General features: G+C 62.6%; 16 protein-coding genes and 1 pseudogene. 9 read left to right on the top strand and 8 right to left on the bottom strand.

The window, feature by feature from the left end:
- Nucleotides 1–33: 33 nt before the first annotated feature.
- Entirely contained in the window at nucleotides 34–1164 is a 1131-nt protein-coding gene (locus ACFYOW_RS24980) for an FAD-dependent monooxygenase (protein WP_387291712.1), read from the bottom strand.
- Nucleotides 1165–1298: 134 nt separating this feature from the next.
- On the opposite strand from ACFYOW_RS24980, the gene ACFYOW_RS24975 reads away from it, so the two are divergent.
- Together ACFYOW_RS24975 and ACFYOW_RS24970 are read left to right on the top strand one after the other, a co-directional pair.
- Nucleotides 1299–2219, top strand: coding sequence for a LysR family transcriptional regulator (locus ACFYOW_RS24975; RefSeq protein WP_387291710.1), 921 nt, complete (start codon nucleotides 1299–1301; stop codon nucleotides 2217–2219).
- Nucleotides 2220–2684: 465 nt separating this feature from the next.
- Nucleotides 2685–2891 (top strand): hypothetical protein, encoded by a 207-nt coding sequence (locus tag ACFYOW_RS24970; RefSeq protein WP_387291708.1) that lies wholly within the window; start codon nucleotides 2685–2687, stop codon nucleotides 2889–2891.
- 286 nt (nucleotides 2892–3177) lie between these two features.
- On the opposite strand, the gene ACFYOW_RS24965 is transcribed toward ACFYOW_RS24970, so the two are convergent.
- Together ACFYOW_RS24965 and ACFYOW_RS24960 are read right to left on the bottom strand one after the other, a co-directional pair.
- Complete coding sequence (locus ACFYOW_RS24965; protein ID WP_387292397.1) at nucleotides 3178–4440, bottom strand: cytochrome P450; 1263 nt, start codon at nucleotides 4438–4440, stop codon at nucleotides 3178–3180.
- A gap of 332 nt (nucleotides 4441–4772) precedes the next feature.
- A complete protein-coding gene (locus ACFYOW_RS24960) occupies nucleotides 4773–6287 on the bottom strand; it encodes a cytochrome P450 (RefSeq protein ID WP_387291706.1) in 1515 nt (504 codons plus the stop codon).
- Between the two features lie 1841 nt (nucleotides 6288–8128).
- Here ACFYOW_RS24960 and ACFYOW_RS24955 point away from each other — a divergent pair.
- Together ACFYOW_RS24955 and ACFYOW_RS24950 are read left to right on the top strand one after the other, a co-directional pair.
- The gene (locus ACFYOW_RS24955) at nucleotides 8129–9391 is read left to right on the top strand and encodes a cytochrome P450 (protein WP_387291704.1); all 1263 of its coding nucleotides are present in this window, start codon (nucleotides 8129–8131) and stop codon (nucleotides 9389–9391) included.
- A 136-nt stretch (nucleotides 9392–9527) separates the two neighbouring features.
- Nucleotides 9528–10496, top strand: a complete 969-nt coding sequence (locus ACFYOW_RS24950) for a helix-turn-helix domain-containing protein (protein WP_387291702.1) — start codon at nucleotides 9528–9530, stop codon at nucleotides 10494–10496.
- Between the two features lie 1624 nt (nucleotides 10497–12120).
- Here the strand turns inward: ACFYOW_RS24950 and ACFYOW_RS24945 are convergent.
- Together ACFYOW_RS24945 and ACFYOW_RS24940 are read right to left on the bottom strand one after the other, a co-directional pair.
- Nucleotides 12121–12663, bottom strand: coding sequence for a hypothetical protein (locus ACFYOW_RS24945; protein ID WP_387291700.1), 543 nt, complete (start codon nucleotides 12661–12663; stop codon nucleotides 12121–12123).
- 1219 nt (nucleotides 12664–13882) lie between these two features.
- Entirely contained in the window at nucleotides 13883–16555 is a 2673-nt protein-coding gene (locus ACFYOW_RS24940; RefSeq protein ID WP_387291698.1) for an ATP-binding protein, read from the bottom strand.
- A 560-nt stretch (nucleotides 16556–17115) separates the two neighbouring features.
- Here ACFYOW_RS24940 and ACFYOW_RS24935 point away from each other — a divergent pair.
- The 4 genes from ACFYOW_RS24935 (at nucleotide 17116) to ACFYOW_RS24920 (ending at nucleotide 21937) form a co-directional block, all read left to right on the top strand.
- A complete protein-coding gene (locus ACFYOW_RS24935) occupies nucleotides 17116–19455 on the top strand; it encodes a hypothetical protein (protein WP_387291696.1) in 2340 nt (779 codons plus the stop codon).
- Nucleotides 19452–20330: a MurR/RpiR family transcriptional regulator gene (locus tag ACFYOW_RS24930; protein ID WP_387291694.1), complete on the top strand. Its 879-nt coding sequence runs from the start codon at nucleotides 19452–19454 to the stop codon at nucleotides 20328–20330. Before ACFYOW_RS24935 ends, ACFYOW_RS24930 begins: the two co-directional genes overlap by 4 nt.
- A gap of 356 nt (nucleotides 20331–20686) precedes the next feature.
- Nucleotides 20687–21328 carry a hypothetical protein gene (locus ACFYOW_RS24925; RefSeq protein WP_387291693.1) on the top strand — a complete coding sequence of 214 codons (642 nt, stop codon included), beginning with the start codon at nucleotides 20687–20689 and terminating at the stop codon, nucleotides 21326–21328.
- 99 nt (nucleotides 21329–21427) lie between these two features.
- Entirely contained in the window at nucleotides 21428–21937 is a 510-nt protein-coding gene (locus ACFYOW_RS24920; RefSeq protein WP_387291691.1) for a hypothetical protein, read from the top strand.
- A 252-nt stretch (nucleotides 21938–22189) separates the two neighbouring features.
- Here the strand turns inward: ACFYOW_RS24920 and ACFYOW_RS24915 are convergent.
- Together ACFYOW_RS24915 and ACFYOW_RS24910 are read right to left on the bottom strand one after the other, a co-directional pair.
- Nucleotides 22190–22459: pseudogene (locus tag ACFYOW_RS24915) on the bottom strand (helix-turn-helix domain-containing protein); the annotation flags it as partial.
- A gap of 78 nt (nucleotides 22460–22537) precedes the next feature.
- Nucleotides 22538–23197 (bottom strand): NADPH-dependent F420 reductase, encoded by a 660-nt coding sequence (locus ACFYOW_RS24910; protein ID WP_387291689.1) that lies wholly within the window; start codon nucleotides 23195–23197, stop codon nucleotides 22538–22540.
- Between the two features lie 91 nt (nucleotides 23198–23288).
- On the opposite strand from ACFYOW_RS24910, the gene ACFYOW_RS24905 reads away from it, so the two are divergent.
- Entirely contained in the window at nucleotides 23289–23648 is a 360-nt protein-coding gene (locus ACFYOW_RS24905; RefSeq protein ID WP_387291688.1) for a winged helix-turn-helix transcriptional regulator, read from the top strand.
- A 191-nt stretch (nucleotides 23649–23839) separates the two neighbouring features.
- Here ACFYOW_RS24905 and ACFYOW_RS24900 read toward each other — a convergent pair whose 3' ends face one another.
- Complete coding sequence (locus ACFYOW_RS24900; protein ID WP_387291686.1) at nucleotides 23840–25747, bottom strand: hypothetical protein; 1908 nt, start codon at nucleotides 25745–25747, stop codon at nucleotides 23840–23842.
- Nucleotides 25748–25897 lie beyond the last annotated feature (150 nt).

Raw genomic sequence — 25897 nt, 5'->3', positions numbered from 1 at the left:
GTTTCGAGTGCCCGAATTGCCGGAGAACGCTGCTCAGACGGGCTCGGCAACCATGTGGGCGATACGGGTCATGAGGCCGACGACATCGCCCTGTACACCGTCGAGCAGCCACTGCCCGAGCTGGACCGAGGATTCGACGACATCCTTCGCCCTGGGCAGCCGGCGGCCCGTGAACTCCCGCCACAGGTCTTCGGATACCGCGTCGTGCGCGATCAGCAGTTCGGCCAGCACTGCGGCGTCTTCCAGCGCCTGCGCGCACCCCTGCGCGAGGGTCGGCGGGCAGCTGTGGGCGGCATCGCCGATCAGCACCACCCGGTCGCGGTTCCACGGCCCGTCGATCACATGGCTTTCGAATTTCGCGTAGTTGATCCGGCCCGGGTCGGTCATCGAGGCACGCACCTCGTCCCACGGACCGTGGTAGGCCGCCGCCAGCTCCAGCATCGCGGCCAGGCCTTGCTCCGGGGTCGGCAGGGCGTCGTCGCGGGCACCTTCCACCAGGTAGGCGTAGAGGGTGTCCGGGCCGGTCGGGCAGTAACCGGCGATATAGGCCGGGCCGCCGTAGTACAGGTCGGTGCGGGTGATCGAGGCCGGGCGCGGAGCGAACAGCCGCCAGATACCCATTCCGGTCGGTCGCGGCTCGATATCGATACCGAGCGTGCGCCTCGTCCACGAATGGATACCGTCCGCGCCGACGACGAGGTCGTAGCGGCCGGTGGATCCGTCGGAGAATTCGATGTCCACGCCCTGCTCGTCGGCCGCCAGGCCGGTGGGTGCGATACCGAAGCGGATCTTCGCGCCCGCCGCCACAGCCCGGTCCACGAGGATGCGGGCCAGATCCGGTCGGAACATTCCCATGTTGGCCGGCAGGTCCGGGCCGCCGGAGCGCAACTCGTCGAGTTCGACCAGCAGGGTGCCCGCGGCGTCCGGTGCGCGCAGGCCCAGGGTGTCGTAGGGGTAGCCCTTCGCACGCACCCGGTCCCAGACCCCTAACTGGCGCAGAATACGTAATGCATTGCCCTGCAGAGTGATACCTGATCCCAGGGCGGCGATATCGGGTTTGGACTCGACGAGATCGACCGATACCCCGGCCTTGGCGAGCAGGATCGCGGCGGCGGTACCGGCGGAACCGGCGCCGATCACCAACACATTCCGGACAGCAGACACAACAGACTCCAGGCTCTCGTGACCTCGCCGAGCCCTCCACGACGAGGTGGTAGAGGCCACTCTGCGACCCAGATCACCATCACGGAAGAGCGGATCGCTTATGTTCACCATCCACGGTGTTTATGGTTCGAGGTATGACCGCCAGCTCGTTGCGAAATCTGGATCTGAATCTCTTGACGACGCTCGATGCGCTGCTCACCGAATGCAATGTGACCCGGGCCGCGGAGAACCTGGGCCTGAGCCAGCCCGCGGTATCGGCCGCACTGCGCCGGCTGCGCCGCCATTTCCACGACGAACTACTGCATCGCAGCGGAAACCGCTACGAACTCACCCCCTTGGCCGAGCAGCTCCGGGAACCGGCCGCCGCAGCGCTCGTCGGAATCCAGCGGGTCTTCGACGCGGTCCCCGTTTTCGACCCCGCCACGTCCAGCCGGGAGTTCACCGTGCTGGTCTCCGACTATGCGGCGACGGTGTTCTGCGACCAGCTCGCGACCGTTCTCGCCGAACAGGCCCCGGGCGTGCGGCTACGCCTGGATCAGCAGACCGGCGCCCATATAGACCAGGCGCCCGAATCGCTGCGCACCGCCGACGGCACCTTCCTGCCGCACGGCTTCCTGTCCGATATGCCGTCCCTCGATGTGTTCACCGACAGCTGGGTGCTCATCGTGTCGGCGGACAACACCGAGGTCGGGGACACGGTCACGCTCGAACAGCTCGCCGAGTTGCCCTGGGTGGTCACCTATCACGCACCGACCGCCTTCACCCCCGCCGCCCGGCAGCTACGAATGATCGGTATCGAACCCGATATCCGGGTGGTGGTGCAGAGTTTCCTCGCGGTGCCGTTCATGGTCACCGGCACCCGCTGCGTCGCACTACTGCAGCGCCGCCTCGCCGACCGGCTGGCCACCGCCGCGAACGTCCGGGTTCTCCCCTGCCCCTGGGAGGTCGTGCCGCTGGTGGAAGCGTTCTGGTGGCATCCCACCCATCGCGCCGACCCCGCCCACCAGTGGTTGCGTTCGGTGCTGACCGAGGTGAGCGCGGAGGTGTCGCGCTGACGGATGTCGGGAACAGCACTGCGCTCCACCGCCCGTGCTGTACGAGCGGTGGAGCGCGGCTGTTCAGTGCGGGAGCATTCGGCCAGGCCTATCGGGCCGACCTGCTCCCGGATCTCACCGGGGCCGGTGGTATTGCAGTATCCGTGGTGTGACGATGCGGTGGATGGTGGAGCGACCGACGCTGTATTCCTCGGCGAGGTCGGCCAGGCTCGGTTGCCGTCGGGGTCGTGGTAGCGGCGGTGGATCGTTTTCCGTGCTGCAAGAGGCAGTCTCGGCTGTTTGCCTTTGAGCCGGCCTCATCTGTTCGATCAATCGGGCCATCAGGGTGGGGGATACCGGCTGCCAGTGCAGGGTTCCGCCCTTGCCGAACAGTCGGGGATCAGGCATTGCTCGGGGTCGAGGTCTTCTTTACGGAGGCTAAGGGCACTTCCGGTGCGGCAGGCGGTTTCGAGGTGCAGTCGCAGTATGAGGGTGTCTAGTTCCGTGGTGCCGGTCGCCTGTTCGCGGCACCTCGAATCCAACACGCTGTCGCCGATATTGCGCCGACTGCAGGCGCTGGGATTGGTGCAGCGAGAACGCGCGGACGCCGACGAACGCGTGACGCGGGTCCACGTCACCGAAGCCTGGCTGGACCTTGGAGCGCATGGTCGAACCAGTCCGGCGCGCCGTTGAGGGATCAACGGGCCTGGCGCCCGACGAGTTTGCCGAACTCCTGCATCAGCTTGCCGCCCGAGTTCGCCGCTGACGCGCATAAGCGATGGACACCGGAAGACGCTGAGCAAAGCCGTACGCGTTCTCGCCGTTCAGGATTGGTCGGTCCGTACTTTTCCCTGCAAGGCCCGTTAGGACTGCGGCTCGTCGGCGCCGATCGCGGCGCAATGACCGTCCTGGCAAGGCCCTTAATGTGGCGAGACACCTGCTCTGTGGCCGGGCAGAGTTCCCGAATACAGTTGCAGTATCAATAACCAGGCAGGGGAGGGGATTTCGGGAACACGACGGGCAGTGACACCAGGGCGCGGTGGAAGGGGCCTGGTCGCCAGACCAAGTTCTGGGCCGCGGTCGCGAGCCGCATCTCGGGCAGGGCATCTAGCAACTGGTCGATGGCGTCCTGGGCGATCAGATATGCGACCGACCTGGCCGGACAGGCGTGCGGTCCGGTACCCCATGCGAGATGAGCTCGGTTGTCGGTGTATTCACCGATGTTGATCTCGGGGTCGTTGTTGCAGCCGGTCATGCTGATCACGACCGGCTGGTGCGCCGGTAGCCACACCCCGTCGATGAGGATGGGTTGCTTTGGGTAGCTGATGCAGTAGTTGGCTCCCGGTGGGTCGTTGAACAGCATTTCGTCGAGGGCGTCGCGTGTCGACAGGCTGCCGCCAAGGATGCCGCCCGCGAATCGGTCGTCGGTGAGCATCAACCGCAGGGTATTGGCGATCAAGTTCTGCGGCGGCTCGATTCCCGCGCCGTACAACGTAACCAGTTGATGGATCATCTCCACGTCGTCGAGGCCAGAGGGGTGCTGCAACAGCCGCGAGGTGATGTCGTCGCCTGGTTCCTTCCTCTTCATCTGCACCAGATGGAACAGCGCGTCGGCGACCATCGCATTGCCCTTCTCCGCGTTGACGCCCTCGAAGATGGCGGCCATGCCTGTCGCGACTTGCTGCCCGATATCCGGCGGGCAGCCGAGCATCGCGTTGAGCACCGCGAAGGTGAGCGGAAACGTGTACTGGCTGATCAGATCCGCCGCGCCGTCACGGCAGAAGGCATTGATCAACAAGATGGCGATCTGCTCGATGGTGGCGTGCAGGGCATGCAGATCGACCTCGGCGATCCCAGCGACGGTAGCCTGCCGGTAGCGCAGGTGTTCCAGTCCTGCGCTGCGCAGCGCGTTGGGTCGCCATTCGAGCATCGGCAGGATCGGGCAGTCGCCGCGAATGCCCTTCTGCCAGGTGCGCGGATCGGCGGGAAAGTGCTCGGGGTCGTGAAGGATGCGCACGGCGGTGTAGTAGCCGATCACCAAAGTGGCGGGCACGTCCGGCGCCAACTCCACCGGAACGAGGGAACCGTACTTGCGGCGCATCTCACGGTAGGCGTGGTGCGGATCCGCCGCGAACGCCTCCGAATACAGTGCGACCCGGGGACCGTCGGTGTCGATCGGCGAACCGTGCTGGGCTGGGTAGCCCTTCGAGGGCGCCGAGGTAGAGGACTGGAAGTGTGGCATGGTCAAAGACGTGACTCCAGAAGGAGAAGTATTCGAGGAAATGATCGATAGGGGCCGTCGTGCGGCTTGGGCACGCGCGCAAAGGTTGTGTGAATGTTGGGTCGGGTAACGGCGGCGCATTGCTCCGCCGCCGCCTTCTGAGAACCGTGTGTGCCACTGGTCGCGGCATATGGCTCGAGCAAGCTTTCAGGGGCGTTGACAGACAGGAGTCCTGCGCCACTGCCGATTTCGATGCTGATGCGTCGCTGTCAGTCTCCGCGTGGAGACGGACACGGGCTTCGGCCAGGCGCGGGTCTGTGGGCTCGCCCGGCGGTGCAGGATGCGGCTCGTAGCTACGGCTGGATGAGGTGCATTCGTACCGGAGACTTGGTTTGGAGCGTTACGGCCGGCGCGGGCTTGATGGTGTCCTCCGTCGCGAGGACGAGTCGGTATCGTTGCAAGGTCATGGCGACAATGAGCGGCATCTCCAGCATCGCCAGCGGTTTTCCTATACAGACGTGACCGCCCTCGCCGAAGGGAATGTAGGAGCCACGGTGGCGCCGTTCGTTGTTGATCGGTAGGAAGCGTTCCGGTCGAAAAAGTTCGGGCTCGGTCCAGAACGACGGATGCCGATGCAGGTGGTAGATGCTGTAGAACACCGTTGTCCCGGCGGGTATCCGGTAGCCGTCGATGACGTCCTCCACGCGTGCGCTTCGATATCCCTGCCAGCCAGGCGGATACAGCCGCAGTGTCTCGTCGATGACCGCGCGGATATATGTGAGCTTGGTGAGGTCTTCCATCTCCGGCAGTCGGTCGCCGAGGAAATTTTGTACCTCGTCGCGCGTCTTCTCCTGAATATCGGGGTGTTTCGCGAGCAGATACCAGATCCAGGTCAGGGTTGTCGCACTCGTCTCGTGTCCGGCGAACATCATGCCGAATACCTCGTCGCGCAACTCCTGCCGGCTCATACGCTCGCCCGTGTCCTGGTCTTCGGCGTCGATCATCATCGTCAGCAGATCAGCCCTGTCGTCGTCCGCACTGACGTACCGGTCGACAATGCTGAAAACGATTTCGTCGATCCGTCGCAGACTGTCCCGGAGGCGACGATGACTAACGGTCGGTACCGCTAGAGGAATGAACGGTGATCGGACGTAGGCGGCGAGTTCGCGATTCGCCTCGCCCACCGCGCCAGTGAATCGAGCGATCGTATCCGGGTCGAGGGCAAGGGAGAACAGCGATCGCATCGTCACGTCGAGGGTCAGGGCGGTCATTTCTGCTCCCATATCCATCGGCCCGGAACCCGCGGTGTGGTGCTCCCACTCGGCGATCCGGGTTGACACAATATTGCGGATGGTGTCGTAGAGCTGAGCGATCTGCTTACGATGAAAGGCGGGCTGCAGCATACGCCGTCGTCTGAGCCAACTCTGGCCACCGATAAGCGCGAACAGTGCGTCACCGAATGTTGATCTGACCAGTCGATGTGGTAGCGAGTCGCGTTCGTAGGTTCCCGCTTCCCCAAGAAGAACACGATGAACGTAATTCGGGTGGTTCAACATCACCACCGGTGAAGAGCCCAGCCGGAACTGGGCGATGTCTCCGTATTGGGAAATCAGTCTGTCGACGAACCGCAGCGGGTCGCGTTGAAACCGCACCGTACTTGTCAGGAAGTTGCTTGGGCCGGGCGGACTCTGAGGCGACGCTTGATACAACGGCCCGGTCGATGAGGAGTTCAAAATGCCATACCTCTCGGAAAGTTCGGGCACGCGGAGGGCACTGCACGACGTTGCCCGATCGGTCCGAGGTGACCACACTCCGCGCTGCTTCGGGCCAACAACGAAACTCTCGCCAGCCAGGCCCTGGTTGTGCATCGGTAGACAGTAGGTAGGGGACCCGTAGCGCGCCCCTCGCTGCGCACAGCCCACGGCCGCCTCGCCATCGAAATCGAATACCCACTGGTTGCTCGGCACCGCTGGCCTCGTGGATGCTGACGACGATTCCACTCTGAACGCTGCCGATGATGCTCACCAAGCCGAGATCGCCGCGGCCGGAACCCCTTTGTGGACGGCGAGCAGGATATCCATTCCAGTACGAATGCGGTTCACGACTACGTCAATCAGGCAGTCGCCTGTCTCGAGAAGTCGCCATGTGACGACTATGGAGACATACATCGCAGAAGACCCTCAGCAGCTGGTACCGACTCGTCCATTTTTTCGGTACCGGCAATACCGGGGGTGGTTCGGCCGTCGAGCAAAACGTCAACGTCTGGCGGTCACCGGTGCTCGATGATCCAGGACGTGCGCTCCCGAGTATGTACGCAGCCGGGCCATCGAGGATGACTCCGACACCAGACCCGATCGAGCCCTTTGCTCCGTTCCATGGGGAAGCACTGCCAGTTAGGTAGCCGCCGTAGGTATGTCTGCCGGTGACTTGCTGATGTGTCGTGCTGCCCGTGAGTCGAGGGTTGTTGATCGTCAGGGGTTTGGGTTTCGTCGCCGGAAGGGGTCGAAAAGGTGCAACGCGTACAAGTCAGGGCGGGAGGTCGTGCCTCAGCGTGACGGTTGCGTGGTGATGGCTGTCTTGGTGCCGCGCCAACCGGGGCTGATCGGAGAACCGCGAATCGCGCCGCCAGTCCCGCTACCCGAAGTGTCGGCATTTCAGGACCGGACGCCTGCGGATATGCCCTACCGGCGCAGGCAATTCCGGTGACCTCTGCTGCGAATCCCGATACAACCTCCGGTGTAGCGTCCGCGATCGCCTCACCGTCACCGTTGTGAATGCACCCAATTCGATGGCGGATATGCAACTGCTGGACGGTTCGACACAGAAGGTGTCGTCGACGTGGCGAAAGCAGGCGGGTGAACAAGGAGTTGAACAATTCGAACGGCAGCGACGCAGGGGCCGCGTAGGAGGGCGCACCTGGGCAGACGCGGCGTGTCAACGGCAGGCGAATCGAGTTGGATCCCGCATAGATCGAAAGGATGAGCAGCATGTTATCGCGGTCGATTCCGCCATTGCCGTCAATGGATGATCGTCCGAGGACTCGCCGAGGGCGGGTGCGAACGACGCCTCCGCCATGCTCCGGAAAGCCGCATAATTGGGATTTAGACGTCGGCTCACCCGCTATGTGGCAGCAATCAGTACAGATCTGCCAACAGTGCCCTCTGCGCGCCCGGTGCGAGCGGTTGGCTGAACACATGGAGAGTGCGGGAGAACCTCCGCGTGCCATGATCTGGGCCGGTGTCGGCTATGACCAGGACGGTCGTCGTATTCCGGACCTCGCCTGTTATCGGCCTCCGGCAGAAAGAATGCGGGTTTTGCGGATTACGCGTATCCAGCAGCTGTACGAGCCGCCTGAGTCGGCATGTGCCGGAGCGGGTACGGCACTGGCTGTGATTCGTGGATGCTCCACGGTGTTCCAAAGCCCGCCTTGAGTTGCCGTCCACCGGCCCAACCTGACGGCCCAACCTGACAGGCCCGGAGTCGTACCCACGGACGCTTTACCTATCGACTACCGATGCCCTGCAGGAAGTCTCGGACAATCGTTGGACCGACCCATTTCGCGGTTGGGGTGTGGTGTTGCGGTCGAAGCCGAAAGACGGAACCTGTCGAAGCTGGAGCGCTTGATGGTTCGCGATAACGGGCCGAGCACACGTCATCCTGCCCCTGATCACCCGTGCCGCATTCCGCTTCGTCCGTTGGAGTCAACTACATGACCACGCCACGGGGCTCCATCCAGCCCGCGACCTGCCCCGTCGCTCACCACACCACGCCTGTCGACATCGGCGACGAGCGAGTTTCGCTGTACCTCCCAGAATTCGCCGAAGATCCGCACCGCGCCTACCGGCAGATGCGCGAGCGATACGGTTCCCTGGTACCGGTGGATCTGGCACCAGGCGTCCCAGCGACGCTGGTCATCGGATACCGCACCGGTGTGCGGATCCTCAACGATCCAGAGCATTTCCCCGCCGATCCCCGCACCTGGCAGAAGGATATCCCCGCTGACTGCCCTGTGCTGCCGATTCTGGAGTGGCGACCCAGCGCGCTGCGCACCAGCGGAATCGAGCACGTTCGCTACCGACAGGCCACAACCGCAAGCATCAAAGAGGTCGACTTGCACGCCCTGCATGCCACGGTCGAGCAGATCGCGATCCCGCTGATCAATGGTTTCTGCGAGGTCGGTACGGCCGAGTTGATCAGCCAGTATGCCTTCCCACTCGTCTTCGGCGTCATGAACGTCCTGATGGGGTGTCCCCCGGCGTTGGGACAACAGATCGCAACCACCGTGGCGGCGCTACTCGACGGCATCGACACCGAACGCAACAACAAGGTACTCGCCGAGACATTGATGGCACTGGTCGCGCTCAAGCGGGCTGAACCGGGTGATGACATCGCCACGCGACTGCTCCAGCACCCCAGCAGGTTCGATGACATCGAGATGCTCCACCAACTCGCGATCATGTACGGCGCCGGCATCGAGCCGATGCGGAATCTGATCGGCAACACCCTGGGGTTGATGTTGACCGACGACCGGTTCGCCGGCGACATTCTCGGCGGATCCCTGTTGACCCGGGACGCTCTCGACGAGGTCTTGTTCACCGACCCACCAATCGCGAACCTCTGCGCCAGCTATCCCCGCCATCCGATCTTGATCGACAATGTATGGCTGCCTGCCCATCAGCCGGTTCTCATCAGTACGACCGGTTGCAACACCGACCCGTCCCTGGAAAACAGCGACCGCACCGGCAATCGGTCGCATCTGGCCTGGAGCGCCGGACCGCACGCCTGCCCGGCCAGAATCCCGGCATACCTGATCGTCCAGGACGCCATCGATCAACTCCTCGACGCGCTCCCCGAGATGCGACTGGCAGTCCTTCCCAGCAAGCTGAGTTGGCGGCCAGGTCCGTTCCATCGGGCCCTCACCGACCTGCCCGTCGTCTTCCCCCCAGGCGTTGCGATGGTTGTCAAGGAGTGATGATGGATTCCCCTTATCCCGTTTCACCGCGTCTGAGCATCGTTGCGATGTTCGACGAGGAAGCCTAGCCTCGCTTCAAGGCTAGGCTCACTGATCAATGAGGCCGCAAGTGTTGCATGCTCTGAACACCGAACAGATGCCTGAGAGAGAACGATTTGCCATCTGGCAGGAGGTCGTCTCCCAGACATTTATGCCCCATTACGTCCGGGTAGACCACGATTCCGACTTTCGTGCCGAACTCGGCGCGATCGCACTCGATGATCTCAACATCGTCCGGATGGCTCAGCCCTCCCTGCAGGTGTGGCGCACCGCCAAGCAAATCCGGCAATGCGATCCGGAAATCTACACGTTGTGGTTCGACTTCCAGGGAACCGCTGAGATGACCCAAGGCCGCCAGAGTAGGGTGGCGGGTCCCGGTGAATTGATGCTGACCGACAGTTCGCACCCGCTGCATGTCGCCGTCGATGCCGGTACCGGCACTCACCGGGGTATCACGTTCGTTTTTCCCCGCTCCGTGCTCCCGTTGCCTGAGCAGCAGGTCCGCAAGTTGATGGTGAGACCGCTGTCGATGCGGTCGGGGGTGGGCTCGATCCTGACTGCCTACATGCGGGAACTGTTCGACAACGCCGGAGCTCTGCGGCCGGCGGACATCCCCCGGTTGAGCTCGATCAGCATGGACCTCGTGTCCGCGACCTTCGCTCATCACCTCGACATCGACACCGCGCTGCCGAGTGAGACTCGCCAGCTGGCTCTGCTGGCCAGCATGCGCACCTTCATCCGACACAACCTCGCCGACCCAGAACTGGGGCCCGAGCAGATCGCCCGTGCTCATGCGGTCTCGACCAGGCATTTGCATCGCATCTTCCGGGCGCAGGGGACAAGCGTGTCAGAGTTGATCCGTGCCCAGCGCTTGGAGAATTGCCGCCGCGACTTGACCGACCCGCAGCTCATCCACCGACCGGTCTACGCTATCGGCGCCCGTTGGGGCTTCGGCAACGCACCCCACTTCAACCGCACCTTCCGGCAAGCATACGGAACCAGCCCCGAGGCCTACCGCCGACAACACCTTGTCGTCCCGACATCAGATACGGCCCCCGAACATTAACCTAGATCGTTCACGGGTCTGAGGATGTGGTTGGAGTGAAGATGCTGGAAATGCCTGCCTGGCGCTGGACTTCTCTGGACTTGCGAGGGCTCCAGGTCTCTGGGCTGTCCGTCGGCGCAGCGCACTTCCTGTGGTCGGAATGCAACAGGCGGTGGGCGAGGATGCATTGTCCGTGATGCCCATTCCGCCGATTGCGGCTCACTAGGTCCAGCACCGGGAGAGGCGACGCCAGCAGTCCCTGACGGTGGGCTGCGAACGCTCGCTACGCGGCTAATGTTTTACGCTCGGATTGCCACTGCACTACCTGTTCGGCCGCAGCTTCCGTGCGTCCACCGACGTGATAGATGAATCTAGGGGACCCAGTCGGATGTATCGATATTTCCACCTCGATGTCGGGCATGTGCTGCAGACGAAACAGGAGGCATGAAAGAGCCTCTTCTATGGTCCGGACCGGGTAAGTAGCCGCTTTGATAATGTCGCGTTCTACATTTTCGGCACCGGGAGGGATGGCTATATGCGCGATGAACCCGGGGTTGCGACCTTGAAGACGGTACCATCTGTGGGCATGCGGCCCGTTCGCCCAATAATCTTCCATATGATTAGCCAGGTTGATTAGGCATGCCATTTCGTATTCATTGGCGGCATGTGCAATTTTCGCGCGGAGCTTACACCAATTCACGAAATCCGACTGCATTGATCTCCGGTGTTTGTGCCCCATTTCTGTTCACTCCTTTGAAACAGCAAGGTGTTTGTTGGTAGGCGAAGGCTGCGATGCTTGGATTGTCGATACGAGTGTCCAGGGCAGACACGAGCAGGGCTTGACGGACCGGGGTGCGCTTGCAACGTGCGCTGGGTACTGTTTTCGGCGCAGCATCGACCTGTTCCCGCTCTCGACCACCTCCTGTGTGGTGGCGATGAGCGAGCCGCCACCACAAACCTCTAACGAACACCCAGCATGCGCGGACGGGTAGCTCTAACGCATCGGTAAGCAGTAGGTAAATGGGAACCCGACTATGCGGCTTCGTGGCAATCCGGATAGCTTCTGCAGTATTCGATCCGAGACAGTGGATGTGCATGCGCCTACGCTGATCCTTTTTCGACCGAAAAACTTTCCCGCACCCTGCACAATGAGTCCTCAGCGTATTCATAGACTACTACGCTCCTGATTTCGCTGCCGGAGCAATTATCTCCGGGTCTGTCACGCTCACGGGTAAACTTGCGCTATCATCGGCCACCACCTCTGAGCATTCGTCCGTCGTGAATCCATTAGTCCTTCTATTCGATTAGCTGGCTTGCAGTGCACGCAGTTTCGTAGTCGTCCGCGGATATCGCTGCGGAACTCATGATTGCGGTTTATCGACCGCAGAGTATTGCGTGCAGGAATATTCCGCCAGCCAGTGAAGAGGAGAAACGGCTCTGCGCCTCTGAAGTATGGTCTCTGCCATAGAACACGGTCATTGACTATCGGTGACTAATGCTTGACGGTCCGGGACCTACGCGCCCGAATGCGTGCGACGTAAGGTCTCGGCTATTGTTTCGAGCAATTCACGCCTCGGGCGAGGACTCGAAGTGCGACTGCGATGATCAACTTGTGGCATAGATGAAGGTCAATAGAATCGCTCGGTTACAGCTTGCCTTCCTGGAGGACAGTGCGGTGTCCCAGCCGTCTGCCGAGCTCGGCGATGAACTCGGGTCGCAGCGGGGGCCAGTTCCAGAACCGGAAACCCAGGTGCCCCCATACGAAGTAGCTCTCGGGCCAGACCCATTCGTCGTAATCGATCAGGTCACTGCAACCAGGGCAAGTCCTTGCCTCCACCCCGGCGTACACCCACACGACCTCGTCTTCGGCGACTGGATCCAACCGGATCTCGGCGGCGCAGCTCGGACACGTAATGGTTTCTGGAAAGGCTCCCTCGCCAGCGTCGAACCCGTGACGGCCCGTAAGGGCCGACATGCCGTTCGTCCGCAGATCGGGTACCGGTGATTCCGCCGCACGCAGGCAGTTCGGGCCGGGTCCATAGCCGGGTTCGGCGTCGAGAACGCAGTCGGTCCGTTCCGAGACGATGATTCCCTCGACGACTAGCCATGCCACGATCTGCTCACTCAGCTCGGCCGCATCGGCGTCGGTCGCCTCGACGTCCACGATGTTCTGGAACCAATCACCCATAGGCTGAAAGGCTACTCCGAGAATTGGAACGCCCAGAGGTGAGAATTATCCTTATCATCTATTCGCGCCTGGGCTGCCCGCTCCGTCGATTACCTATCGGTTACCGATGCATACGCTACCCATCCTAACCATGATGACCAACACAAAAATTCTCACCGTAGTGGAACGAGCAATGCATTGGGTCCAGCTCTACCGATAATGAAACACGCTCCGGGAGGGCCGCCAGTGCCGTACATAAACGCGCCGCCCAACAAACAGAAGATGACATCACTCGGGCAGAAAAATTAGGCAGGGAGTGCAGTCGAAATATTCCGAAGATGCGTTATGTGAGCTGGGCTTGCCGACCTGCGAGGTTCCAGCCATGCCCGTGGATCCCACTGGTATGAGCATCGTCGACGTCGTCGTGACAAAGGTGTGGAGCGGTGTATTCGGCAAACGCGGTGATGTGTTCAGGGAGCGATGATGACCCATCTGGTATTTCTGCTACTGCGACTCGGGAACGGTACATTGTTCGGCGCATTGGCTCTGGCTCAGGTGTTGACCTACCGAAGCTCAGGTGCGTTGAACTTCGGAGTCGGCGCCGTCACATTGCACGCGGCATATGTGTATGGCTTTCTGAGACAAGGCCGGTTGTTGCTCCTGATCCCGGGCCTGCCGACCTCGGTGCCAGTAGGTGGGCCGACGGTGCCGGTGCTGACGGCGGTAGTCTCGAGACCGGCACGATCTAGCCGCCACAGACCCGGTCTTTGTCCACACAGTGCACCGTCGGCATGGTGGACCCCGAACGGCGATGGCAGCATCCGCCACGCGCAGCGGCTGGTCAGCACGCATACACCACTCGCGGTCGTTGGCGCGGTCTCACCCTCTACTGGCGAGGAGTGAACTTCGGCAGCAGCGGCTCCGCCAACTCCCACAACTCGTCGGGAACCAACTACCGTGACGACTCGTCGACCACGACCGAACATCATGCGGCACAACCGATTACGACACGGTGAAACGACATCTACACCGATGCGGAGGTCAGAGCTGCGGCCAGTAGCATCCTTTGGCAAGTCGCGCCAGGCGGCAACACCGCCGCGTGATGCGCATGGTTGAATCCGGGGAGTTCAGGCAAGGGGGCGTAGAGAGCTAGATCGGCCTTCCAGGACCAGCTGGATCACCGTGCTGCGTACTGCTGATCGGAGTGCTGAAGATTATGGATGGTTCGCGGTATGTAGTTCTATAGGACTACCTTTTGGAGCCTGGCCACCTCTGCTCGAATCTGGGAGATCGCACCTTCCGGGACGAATCCGACGATATCTTTGCGCGAATTGATCATCATCTTCTGGAAGATCGACGCCACCTGCGCATCGACGGTTCTGGTGGAATTTCCGCGGCGGGCGGCGATCGCCGTGTTGGTCCATCCGGCCGCAGCCAGGATCGCAACCTCGCGCTCCGCCGTCGTCAGATAGTTCCAGCGTGTCCGATCGTTCGTGTCGGCCCGCCCGAGCGCCGACAATCTGGCTGAGGGCAGTGTACCCAAGGCGAGGCGTTGCACCTCGCCCAGTTCGGGACGCAGCTTGGTGCCTTGGGTTTGTGCTGCTGTGAACGCCTCCGGCCCAAGTACTGTGCGTATAACGCCGATGGCCTTGTCGGTTTCGGTCGCGAATGGTCCGAGCTTGGCGAGGTCGATATCGATCTTCACCTGCATAGAAGCAACTCCCCCCATGAGTTGTGCGGCTTCGGTAGCCAGCGCGACGAGTGTGTCGTGATCGGTGTGTTCGTCAGCGGTCAGGTCGGTGATGATCTGCGCCAAGGTCCATATACGGATCTGCACCGCCCATTGCTGACCCCACTGGTCGTCTATCGCCTGCAGAGACGCCAGTGCGGTCCGTTCGAGGTCCAATGCTTCGGTGGTGTTGCCGTGCTTGGTCATAGCGATCGCCGCGGCCAGTTGCGCCCAGGCTATCGCGCGGGCGCCCCCAGAGGCAGTTGCATGGTCGAGGCAGCGTTGGACGTGTGCGTGAGCTTGCTGTGGCGTGCCGAGCAGTCCCGCTGTCGCGACCGCGAGCAGGTCGGCCAATCCCGCACCGCCGTGGTCGCCGATGGCCTCGAACTTCTCTCGGGCTCGTGTCAGGACGGTGATGGCGGCAGGGTCCTGGTGAACGATCAGTAGTTCCATCCCCCAGCCGAACTCGACGTGGGCGGGGAGACCGTAGTCGGTCGTTGCAGTTTCTCGCCAGTTGTTGGTGTTTTGCAGGGCGGGAAGGCAAGCTGCCACGCAGTCGTCGAGCAACTGCGCCGTGCCATTGTCTTCACCCAGGATCTGGCTGATCGCCGCGATCTGTGCGGTGGTCCTTGTCCGGAGCTCGGTAGGCGGCGGTGTGAGGGAGAGGGTGGCGCGCAGGGCCCGTTCGGTGCATCGTTGTATCTGCCGGAATTTCTTTCCCGAGTAGGCCAATCCCAGGTCGAGTAGTCCAGCGCAGAGTTCTAGACCCACGACAGATGTATCGGGAGTGGCGAGGCTGCTGTCGATCGCGATCAGGATGTTGTCCCACGCACCCCACACCGACTCCAGCAGGTCTTGTTCGCCGGCGCTGAACCAGTTGGCCGCAGGGGCAGTGGCAACGATGTGGTCGCGGTAGTACTGGCGGTGTCGCGCGGCGAGGCGGGCCGGTTCGTCCGATGTTGGCGTGGAGCGTTCGTGCAGACGCTGCTGGGCGAAGACTCGCAGGCTCTCCAGCAGAAAGTAACGCACCGTGGTCGGTGTGATGTGTATGGATACCAACGATCGGTCGACCAGTCGATCGAGCAGGCCCTCGATCTCCTCGACGGTCAACGTCACACCGGGGTGGTGGTCGTTGCTGACGCGGCGCGGGCCCGTGTCGTCGGAGCACACGATTCGGATCGCTTTCAGCTCGGCTCCGCGGGCCGTGTCGTCGGGCGGGTCGTCGGGATTGGTGTCGTACCCTGCGGCGAACACCGACAAGCGTTCGAACAACAGGCGCTCTTTGTCGCTGCACAGGTCATAAGACCAAGCGATGACGTCGCTTACCCCGCTATGACGTGGCTCGGCGCCCAGCCGAGGCCCCTGCGACCACCACATCCGTTTGTCGTCTTCGCCTTCGCCGCTCAACTCCCGCAGAATCACTGCCAAAGGTTGGCGGATCAGTCGAGCCGCAGCCAGCTGGATGTACAGCGGATGGTGATGCAGACGACGACATATGGCATGGGCGGTTGCGATCTGATCGGCGCCGGTCACCGGGTGACCTGTGAGTTCGGATCGCCGCTGAAACAAAGTCAATGCTTGCGCCTGCGAAAGCGGGGGAACCGGGACTCGTTGCTCGTCGACCCAACCGATCGCCTCCCTGCTGGTAGCCACAATGCTGAGTTCCGCCACCTGATCGAGCAACCTGTCGATCACCTGGCCCGCGCCATCCAGAACATGCTCGCAGTTGTCCAGCACCAGCACGACGGGCCGCTGATTGCGGCCCTGCGCAACGGGATCCCCGAGTGCCTCCACCAGCGCCTCCCAGATCGGTCGTCCGCAGGATTCGCCGTCGACGACCGATCTAGCGATCTCTTCCTCGATCGCAGCGATGTCGCAGCCTCTGACCAGCTGTGCCAGTCGCACCCAATACACGTGGGCGCGGGTCGCCTTCTGATAGCGGCGCACCGCCTCGGCGGCGAGGCGGGTCTTCCCGATCCCACCTGAGCCGGTCAACGTGATCAACCGTGCCGCACTCAGCAGCAGCCGAATGATCGTGTCCATCTCCTGGGTGCGGCCGATGAACAGATTCGCCGCCGATGAGGGATCGACTCGCGGCTGTGGTTTACCGACGCCGAGCGTGCCGCGCGAAACACGCGGCTCGTCGGCCGGAGGAAGGAACAGCTCCACACCTCGAAGGTCCATCGTGGCCTCCTACACTTCTGCATGCGATACCTCGTCCGTGCCGAAGTATGTTCCGGGCGCCAGAGCAAGGTCATTGTCTGGCAGTGACCGATGCTTGACGGTCCGGGACACGGGCGTCGTGAACAGCGGCAGGTGCTGTGTCGTCTGTCGTCAGAAGCAGGATGGTGTGGGCGGTGGGGCTCGTCTGCTTCCGTAAGCCGCGGGTCTCATGGGGGCGTTCCGGGCACTGAAAGTCACATTTCAGCGCGGACCACACTTCCTGCCCGCCCAGGTTGATTTCACCCGCTGAGACGCCCTTGCGCCGACAGGTTTGCAGGAGGTGGTCGAGCCCTATGCCGACTTGGTTACCTACGGATCACTGATTCGTGCGCTGAATGCCTCGGCGACAGTGGCTCTCATCGAAGAACCAGAGCGCTGGTGGCCAGGGTGATCCTGGGCCAGGTCCTGCCGAGGCGAACAGACAGGAAGGGCAGCCGATTGTGTGCCGGACATGGGGCAACGAGGCTGCGGAAGAAGTTGCCCAATGCCGGTCACGCGCTCATGCAGGCCGGACAGCGTCATTGGGCATTGCTCAGTATTGCGGTTACCGAGCGTTGCGTCGGATAAACCCGAAGAGTGGTTTCCTGCTCGGCCCAGGGACGGCGCTGTCCCAGGTAATTCGTTGGCGGCGGCGCATCGGCTGGGTGCTGGCCGTCATCTTCGTCCTATTCGTCTTTCCCGGGCTCGTCGGCGCGGTGGCGAGTGCGCAGTCTCTGGCAGCGGCGACCGGCAGCGGTGTCTCCGAAATCGACGGCCTCAGTTGGATGCATATCCGCGATTCGTACGGGGTTCCGCTGGCGAACTATGCCTTCGCGACCGACCACGGCGGGGTGCTGGATCCGGGTTCGACGATCCTGTGGGCGATCCTCGGCTTCGAATTCATCGGCTATATCGCCATCGTGACGACCGCGATCTGGTTGATCGGCAATGCGCTGAGCTTCCAGTGGCTCAATATGTTCGGCTCGGCCTTGACCGGCGTCGCGGACCGGCTGACCGGTCAGATCGCGACGCCGATGCTGCTGATCACCGCCGCTACGATCGGCGCGTTCTGCGTTGCCTGGTTCTGGTTGCGTGGCTATCACGCCAAGGCGATGGTGCAGATCGTCACGATGCTCGGTGTCGCGGTGCTCGGGCCGGTATTCCTGGCCGAGCCGCTCGGCGATGTGCTGTCCTCGGACGGATTGCTCGCCAAGGGAAGGGATTTGGGGATTTCAGTAGCTGCCGGACTGAACGGCAACAACAACCCGAATCCGAACCAACTCGTGACGACCATGCAGCGCGATCTGGCGGACAACTTCGCCCGCCGTCCGGTGCAGGTGTGGAATTTCGGGCATGTGGTCGACGAGCAACCGGCCTGCCGGGCGGCCTGGTCCGCCGGGATGACCGCCGGTGATGACGAACGGGTCCGCAAGGGCATGCAGAGCTGCGGTGATTCCGCCGCGTACGCCAAGGCCCAGAATCCGTCCATGGGGCAGGTCGGTACCGGGCTGATGCTGTTGATCTGCGGCGGCATCCTGTTGGTCTTCGCGGTGGTGCTCGGCGTCAGGGTCATCAAGGCCGCCCTGGACTCGATCTACCACGGCTTCATGTCGATATTCGGTTTCGCCGCAGGCGGATTCGTCTACGGGCCGACGCAGACGTTTCTGGTCCGCAATCTCGTCGACGGCATTGTCGCGGCGGGTCGGATGACCGCCTACACCATCTTCCTCGGCATCTACGTGCTGTTCATGGGCAATCTGTTCGCGCAGGCGAAGGGGCAGACCATGGCGGTGATCGTCATCGCGGGCACCGTCGAGATCGTCGCCATCTCCCAGCTCAAACGCCTGAACCGCAGCCTCAGCCGGGGCAATGACTGGATCGCCAACCGGTTCGCGCTCGCCGTGCAGGGGCGTTCGGCCACCGCGGGCAGTGGTGGCACCGCGTTGGGAATGGGGACCGCGCGTGCCGGGGGGAGTATGGCATCCGGGCTCATCACCGGCTTGGCCGCGATCAATACGGCCAATACCTCGCCGGTGCTGGCCTGGCTTGCGATGAAGACACCCAAACCGCTGGATCCCAATGCGAGACTGCGCAAGGAGGCCGAACTGGTCAATATGCAGATCGCGGCCTCGCGCATGACACTCCACCAGAACGAAGAGGCGCGGGCGGCGCGCGATGTGCTCGACGCCAAGGCCACATCGCGCGCGGCGGACTACGACGGCATCGACCATCACGTGGGTGCCGCCCACGCGTGGGACGGACTCGGCGATATGGATGCCAGTTACCAGGGCAAGATGGGTTCGCTGACCCGGCTCGGTCTCAACGAGCGCAAGATCGGCAATATCGCCGCTGTGCATTCCATTCAGAAGGCGAGTACGCCGCCGAATCCCTTCGAGTTCGCGCCGCGGGCGAAGGCGCAAGCCGCCTTGCAGGCGGCAGTGAACCGTCCCGGTTCGGCCATCGCCCCCGAACTGGCCGGACAGGCGCATGTCGCGGCCTACAACTTCCGCAACAACGCTCCGATGCCCGCGCCCAACGCCGCCATCGACCATGAGCTGGTGAACGATGTCAGGGCGGCCATCCAGAATAACCAGGCGCTCGACGCAGCCATCGATCCGGATCGTTGGAGCACCGCGGACAAGGCGACGTTGCAACACATCGGGAGGAATCTCGCAAACGACTATTTCGATGCCGTGCACACGTGGGCATACGACTCGACGGATCAAAATCTCGCCGTCGCCATGGCCAGACTCGAACATGCGCACATGTTCGATGGCATCACCGACGGCCTGGTCAATGATCCGTGGGGAGGTCTGAGGATGCGGAATCTGAGCATCCAACCGGATGATCCATTCGCGCAGGCGAGCTGGCGAAGTCTGTGACAACCCTGATCGCGAGGCTTACCGTGCGGGACAGCGCTCCCACCACCTATCAGGAACTACGCGCTGTCCTGCAGCAGCGCCTGCCCGAACTGGCCGACGGCCAACAGCGCATCGCCAGGCTGGTATTGGACGATCCGGAAGGAACCGCATTCCGCAGCATCGGCCAGAGCGCCGAACTCGCGGGTGTGCACCGTTCCTCCCTGGTTCGTTTCGCCACCATGCTCGGCCTGCCCGGCTATCCGGGCCTGGTCGAACTGTGCCGCAGGCAACTCGCCGCCGAGGCGTATCTGGTGCGTAGACCCGCCGACGCGCCGCCGCCGAGCTCGAACGACGAGTTCTTCACCGCGATAACCGAATACGACGCGAACAATATGTCCCGTACCTTCGCGCGGATCGATCGCGCCGATTGGGACCGGACGGTCGAGACGCTGGCGCATGCCTCGACCGTGCACGTCATCGGGCTGCGCCGCTGCCTGGCGATCGCCTATGCCGCCACCTACCAGTTGCAGTTGGTCCGCCATCGGGTCCGCCAGCTCGGGGCGACCGCCCGGGTGCTGACCGACGAGCTGCGCGATATCGAACCCGGCGACGCTCTCGTCGCGGTGTCGATCCGGCGCTACAGCAGTGACACCGTGCGCGCGGTCGAGGCGGCGCGCCGCCGTGGCGCCACCACCATCGCCCTCACCGATGACGCGTCCTCCCCGCTGGCTCGCATCGCCGATGTGACCTTCTACGTCGGCACCGGCTCGCTCACCGTGCTTCGCTCGCTCACCGCCTTCACCGGACTGGTCCACGCCCTGGTCACGGCCGTCGCGCTGCGCCTGGAATCCGTGGGTACCGACACCGACATCCTCGACGATCAATTGCTCGACTAGTCGCGCCGTTTGCCGGTGCCGTCCTCGGGTATTCACGCGGAACAAAAACTTGTCGGCGGATTCGGAAGTTCCGGATGGTGCAATGGCTCCACCGATGTGTGTGAGTATGCGCCAGTGCTCGACGACGAAACCCCTCAGCAGGCGCCTGAGGGACCAGGCATCCGGCCCCCTCATGCCAAATCGCAACGGGCACAATCCGAAACCGCCGATAGCTGGCACCACCGCCAACATCAGTTCAACCGATCACCCCCGGCCGACTCCGCAACACCGCAGCCCGCCGGAGGCCCGTTCGACACCAGACACCTAGTCCGCGTAGCGACGCGGTATTGGAGGACTTCTTCCCGAGGAGAAGAGATTTGGTTACGCGGAAGATTGTGCGTCAGCTCTCGCTGAGTTCACGGCGCTGGCATCACTTCCACCAAGACGACAACTATTTCATACCGTGGTTTCCCGAGCTCGCCGGTCAGGTCGTCGAGCTCGTGCCCGGTGGGCTCGTCCTGGAATTCAACGGGTCCACTGACACTGGGTATTGGGACCTGTCGCTGGGTCTGCGACACGCGGATGATGGTGGGGCACCGGACGTGCTGGCGGTGTTCGAACCTGAGCTCCAAGGCACGCCAAGAACGCTGCGACACACCGAGCTCGACCTGCTCGGCCACTTGGTCGCCCTCGCCGATCCTGAGTGGCCGCACCCCGGACTCCTGGTCGCGCTGCTCGCGCCGTTCGTTGTCATCGGACACGGTGACGACGTTGAAGGCGCGAAAACGATGCTGCGCCAAGCCTATACCAACGTCGCTGGTCGGAATCCAGATGACTTGGACGACATTGTCGAACTGTCCGACCAGCGCGCCGACGGCGTTCTATGGCGGGAAGATCCCGAAGCCGGCTGGTATCCCACCCGAGCTGACGAACCGTGGTCGGAACGTGACCCGTCCAACCCATACTTCCCGTTCGCGGAATGGAACGCGTTTCTCAGGCAAGCCAGAAGCGAACCCTGAAAAAAGGACTCATCAGATTTTAGTGAGCGTCCGGAAACTTCCCTCTGCCAGAGCATTCCCGACCAGCTAGCCCGTGAGGGCCTGGTATGAAGAAGAGCTGTGGTAACAGAGCTGACTGTCTTCTCCGACTACCGGCAGATCCACCTCCTTGATAGCGACTCGTCCGCCGAATTGGCAGACCAATGGACGAATTCCGCGCTGCTCGACTACCTGGCATTGGCGGATGACGCGATTGGCATCTGCACAGGGGGCAACGGCGACGTCATCGTCACAATTGACGTGACTGACGCTCCGCCCGCCGATGACAAGGATGCCTTCGACACGGTGACAGAGTGCAGTCTTCGAGCGAACTCCGGCGCGTTGAGGCTTACTTGTCCTACCTACGGCGAGGGCGACGGTGATGTGGTGGCGGTACCGAAGGGGTGGCTACGGTTGCGTGTGTGCCTGACGCGGTCGCGCGATGACGGGGAGTGCGACCAGGACTCGGATGATCCTGCCGAGTGGCAACACATCCGAATTCAGTGTTGGCTCGCTGACCCTGCCAACGCCGTCTTGGTCAAGGGATGGAATCCCGAGACCGGCTCATTCCACCCGGTACCGACGCACTGAGCTCTGTCGCGGCGCTTCGGCGTGTGGCGATATGACGTTTGTGACCACCGACTTTCCCGTACTGAGCCGCCAGCGCCCCGCGTCGTTCGTCTGGGAAAGACCACTGCAAAGTTCCTGCGCCCCCTCGCACGATATCGGCACCGATTCCAGCTGCGGACCCTCAGGTGTCTAGTCGTAGGCGGTCATCACGTTGGTGACGCCAGTGCTGATTAGTGCTGCTGATAACAGTGCCATGGTTGTTGAGTTCGAACGCATCCGCGCCGCGGACCATTTGTGGGTGCGGCGTAGTTCCCCGATGCGGGCTACTGTCTCGACGGGTGTCGCGGTGGGCTAGTGGTGTGGTGTGGGCAACTGGTCGAGCAGGCCGAGCTCGCCGTGAAGGCGGTAACAGTTGGCCCATTTCGATTCGCATGCGCGGGAGATCCCCATCTCCGCGGCAACGTGGGCGATCGGCCGGTTCCTGCATCGCTGAGCGAGGCGACGGCGTCCTTCGAGGGTGAGCGGCGAATTGCGATGAGACATAAGTCTTCCCGAGGTGAGCAGGCGAGGACCCCGGCCATGATGTCGGGACCCTCACCTGCGTTGGCGCTGGTCGGTGGGTCAGTTGGCGGACGCTGGGTTGAGCACTGCAGGGTCCACGTCGGGCACCGCGAGTCTCGGGTTGTACCCGGCCGCGACGACCTTCATGACAAATCCGGCGGCCTCTTCCAGTTGGCGAGCGTGGGCCAGCCCCGCGATCACCGCAGTCTTGGCTCCCAGATCGGCGATGAGGGTTGTGGCCGGATCGAGCCCGTCGGGCTCGTCTCCGCATACAGCCACGACCGGCGCGGCCTCCGGCAATCCGGTGTAAGGCCAGGAGGCTCCGGCGAAAAGGTGCAGTGCCTTCACCACCCGCGCTCCGGGAGCCGTGCGAGCCACCAACTCCGCCGCCGACCCGGACGCCGGCTTCAACGCACCGGTTGCGTAGTCCACCGGATTGGTGCAGTCGATCACCGTCTTGCCGACGAAGGATTCGTCCGGACCGCCGACAAGCGTGATAGCGGCCTCGAGCCCTTCGTAGGACACCGCGACTACGATGACATCCGCGCTCGTCGCGAAGTCGTCCGGGACGATGGCCGTGGCCGCGGGCCCGATCTGTTCGGCCGCCGCACTTGCATGCACCTGATTGCGCCCGGTCACCAGAATCGAGTGACCGGCACCGGCCCAGGCCCGGCCGAGCGTCACGGCGAGGTTGCCGGTGCCCAGGATGCCGATATTCATAGCGTTCTCCTTCGTCGGGAAATGATGGCGTCAAGAACGCTACGAACTCGGCTCCTACCGATCGGTAGGAGCATTGTGGGAGACTGATCCCATGATCGAGGGATCCTGCCAAGTCTTCGTCTCCGACTGTCACGTACGCGCGGCAACCGAGCTCATTAATCACACTTGGGATCCTGTGGTGCTCTCGGCGCTCCGCCTGGGACCAACACGCCGCAATGAGCTACTGGCCCGCATCACCGGCGCCAGCGACAAGGTACTCACCCAATCGCTACAACGCCTCCAATCTCGCGGACTCATCGCCAAACCGGTCACCACCCAGCCCGCGAACAACAGTGCGATCTACCAACTCACCCCACTCGGCGAATCCTTCGCCCACGGACCACTGGCCCATCTCGCTCAATGGGCAGCCGACAACCACACCGAACTCACCGGGCCGCACACAACGTCATGACCCGCAATCCATTGCTTGCGTGGCCATCTGATCGGCGGTGCGGTGGAGTGGGGCACTGTGAGCGATGTGCGTCTCAGCCGGTCCAGTCACGCCGCGGGTACTGTGCGGCCGTCACCGCGCCCAATATTCCGGAAACACGAAGAGGCCAACCACTAGCACCACGTCCCCTACGCCCCGCAGCTAGTCCCGACTCACCCACCACCGTATGGGGACAGGCTCGTCGTGGTGACCGCGGAGGGTGCTGGCGATGTGGAAGTGAGGGCCTTCCGCGGTTCGAGGGCAACCGGCCGGCCGGAGCTGTCGAGATCGGCGCCGCCGGGGTGGAAGAATCCCTGAAATTGACCAAAATCACCGTGGCCGTCGTCGGGCAGATTCCTCAGATCTAGCGGATGGAGCTGACCGTTTATGATGACGTCGAGTTGCCCCCCACTGCCGACGACCAGCAAGCCCGAGCGATGGGTCCACTGGACCACATCACCGGTCTGCAAATGTTCATAGTTGTTGTCGAGGGCGTTCCACGGCGCCTGCCCCGGTGTGCCGGCGTACGCGGCCCGTGCATCGCAACCGTTCGGATTGTTCAATTCCTTGTTCACCGCCTCTGCCACGGTCGACGACACCCTCTGGACCGAACCGTCGGGCAGCTTCATATCCACCATCGAACCGGGCGCATAGACCGGTGGCGGGGAAGCAGTCGCGGCCGCTGTGGCGGAGGGCGTATCGGGGCTCGCCGGTGCGGTTGCCGGAATCGTGTGCTCGGCTAGCTGCGAATCCGAGCGCGTTGGCTGGTGGGACTGATCTTCGGTGCGATCGTTCTGTTGCTGCCGGTTCGGGTTCAGTAGGTTCGACATCATCGACGACATCATCATCGGGATCATCGATTCCAACGGATTGCTACCCGAACTGGCACCGGAACCCGCGGTATTGGACGATATGGCTCCACTCTTGATGTCATTGATTGCGTCATCGATTTTGGATGCGATGTCGGAACCGTCGCCTTCGGGGGGGACCGAGTTTTCGATACTACTCGGATTTCCGTCGGTGCCGAGCAGATCGCCATTCAGACCGCTGTAATCCTCACTTCCCGCGGTGTCATTGTTAATATTATTATCAGCAGTAGCACCGCCGCTGCCCGTAAAATTCCCGTTTCCGTTGTTTGCGCCAGCTGTCCCCTGCGGGTATCCAGCTGAAGACGCGCCTACTCCTTGTGCAATCTTTTTCATCTCATCGGCGACGCTCCTGACCCTGCCCTGCACCTTTTCTATTGTCGTTTCTACGGCTCCGAGAAGTTTGTTCACCACGGCCGTGGGTATCTTGTTATCGGAGGTGTAGGTATCGGTATACGGCCCGCTTGCGCCAGAGGCGTGGATGTTGACGGAGGCGGCCTTCAGCTTGTCGTTGAGATCGTCGACGGTATTCTTTACATCACCGAGCGCCTTGGCGATGTAGCCAGGAATCGTACTTGTATCGGCAGTGACAGTCTGATCGTGGTTTTCCAGCGTGGCTCTGGCGGCGACGATGTCGTTCAGATGCTGCGTGTAGGTATCGGTCAGCACTGAGTGGTCTTTGGAATCGAAAAGGCCTGCGGTCACCAGTATCTTCATGACGTCCGGAGCCTTCTCCGGATGCCCTCCGCGCATCGGGTCGACCATCGCATCGATCGCTGCCTCACCCGTATCGATGACGTCCTTCAAGCCTTCCGTTTCACCGCGCGGGTGATACAGCGGGAATTCGATCGGACCATTGGCTTTTGGTAAATAGATACCTATCGTGCGCCCGTCGGTTGTCACCGCGACGGTGCCATCGCTTTGCAGCGAAAGTCCGGTATCTGTATTGCACACATCCGGGAAGGGATCGGTGAGAGTTCCGATCTGCTGTCCATCCTTGACGAGGTACAACTCGCCGGCGGACCCGACACGCAATTGCGCGCCGTCGGCCGTGATACATGAGTTCAGTTTCGGTTCCCAGGTCTGCAGAACGCCACCGGTCGTGCTGGACAGCACCAACTCGCCGTCGGGATAGTAGGTCAACGTGTAGTCGCCGTTCTGCAGCGACTGCCCGGGGGAGAGGGACTCCCCGGGGCCTAGCGTGGAACCACTCATCGGGTCATCTCTGACAAGGCGCGGCCGGGTGTCAGCAAGGCCCGGCACTTTCTCCGGGTGAGCAGTGCGCTGCGCAACATGTCGCTGGTACTCCCTGTCCGTTCACCGTCGGCAGTGGCGGGCCTTGCCGGTCGCTCGGGCCACTGCGCA

Origin of the sequence: Nocardia sp. NPDC006982 (genome assembly GCF_042869435.1) — a bacterium.
Lineage (GTDB): Bacteria > Actinomycetota > Actinomycetes > Mycobacteriales > Mycobacteriaceae > Nocardia.
The sequence above is the reverse complement of the archived record's forward strand: the minus strand, read 5'-3'. Positions and strand labels throughout refer to the sequence as shown.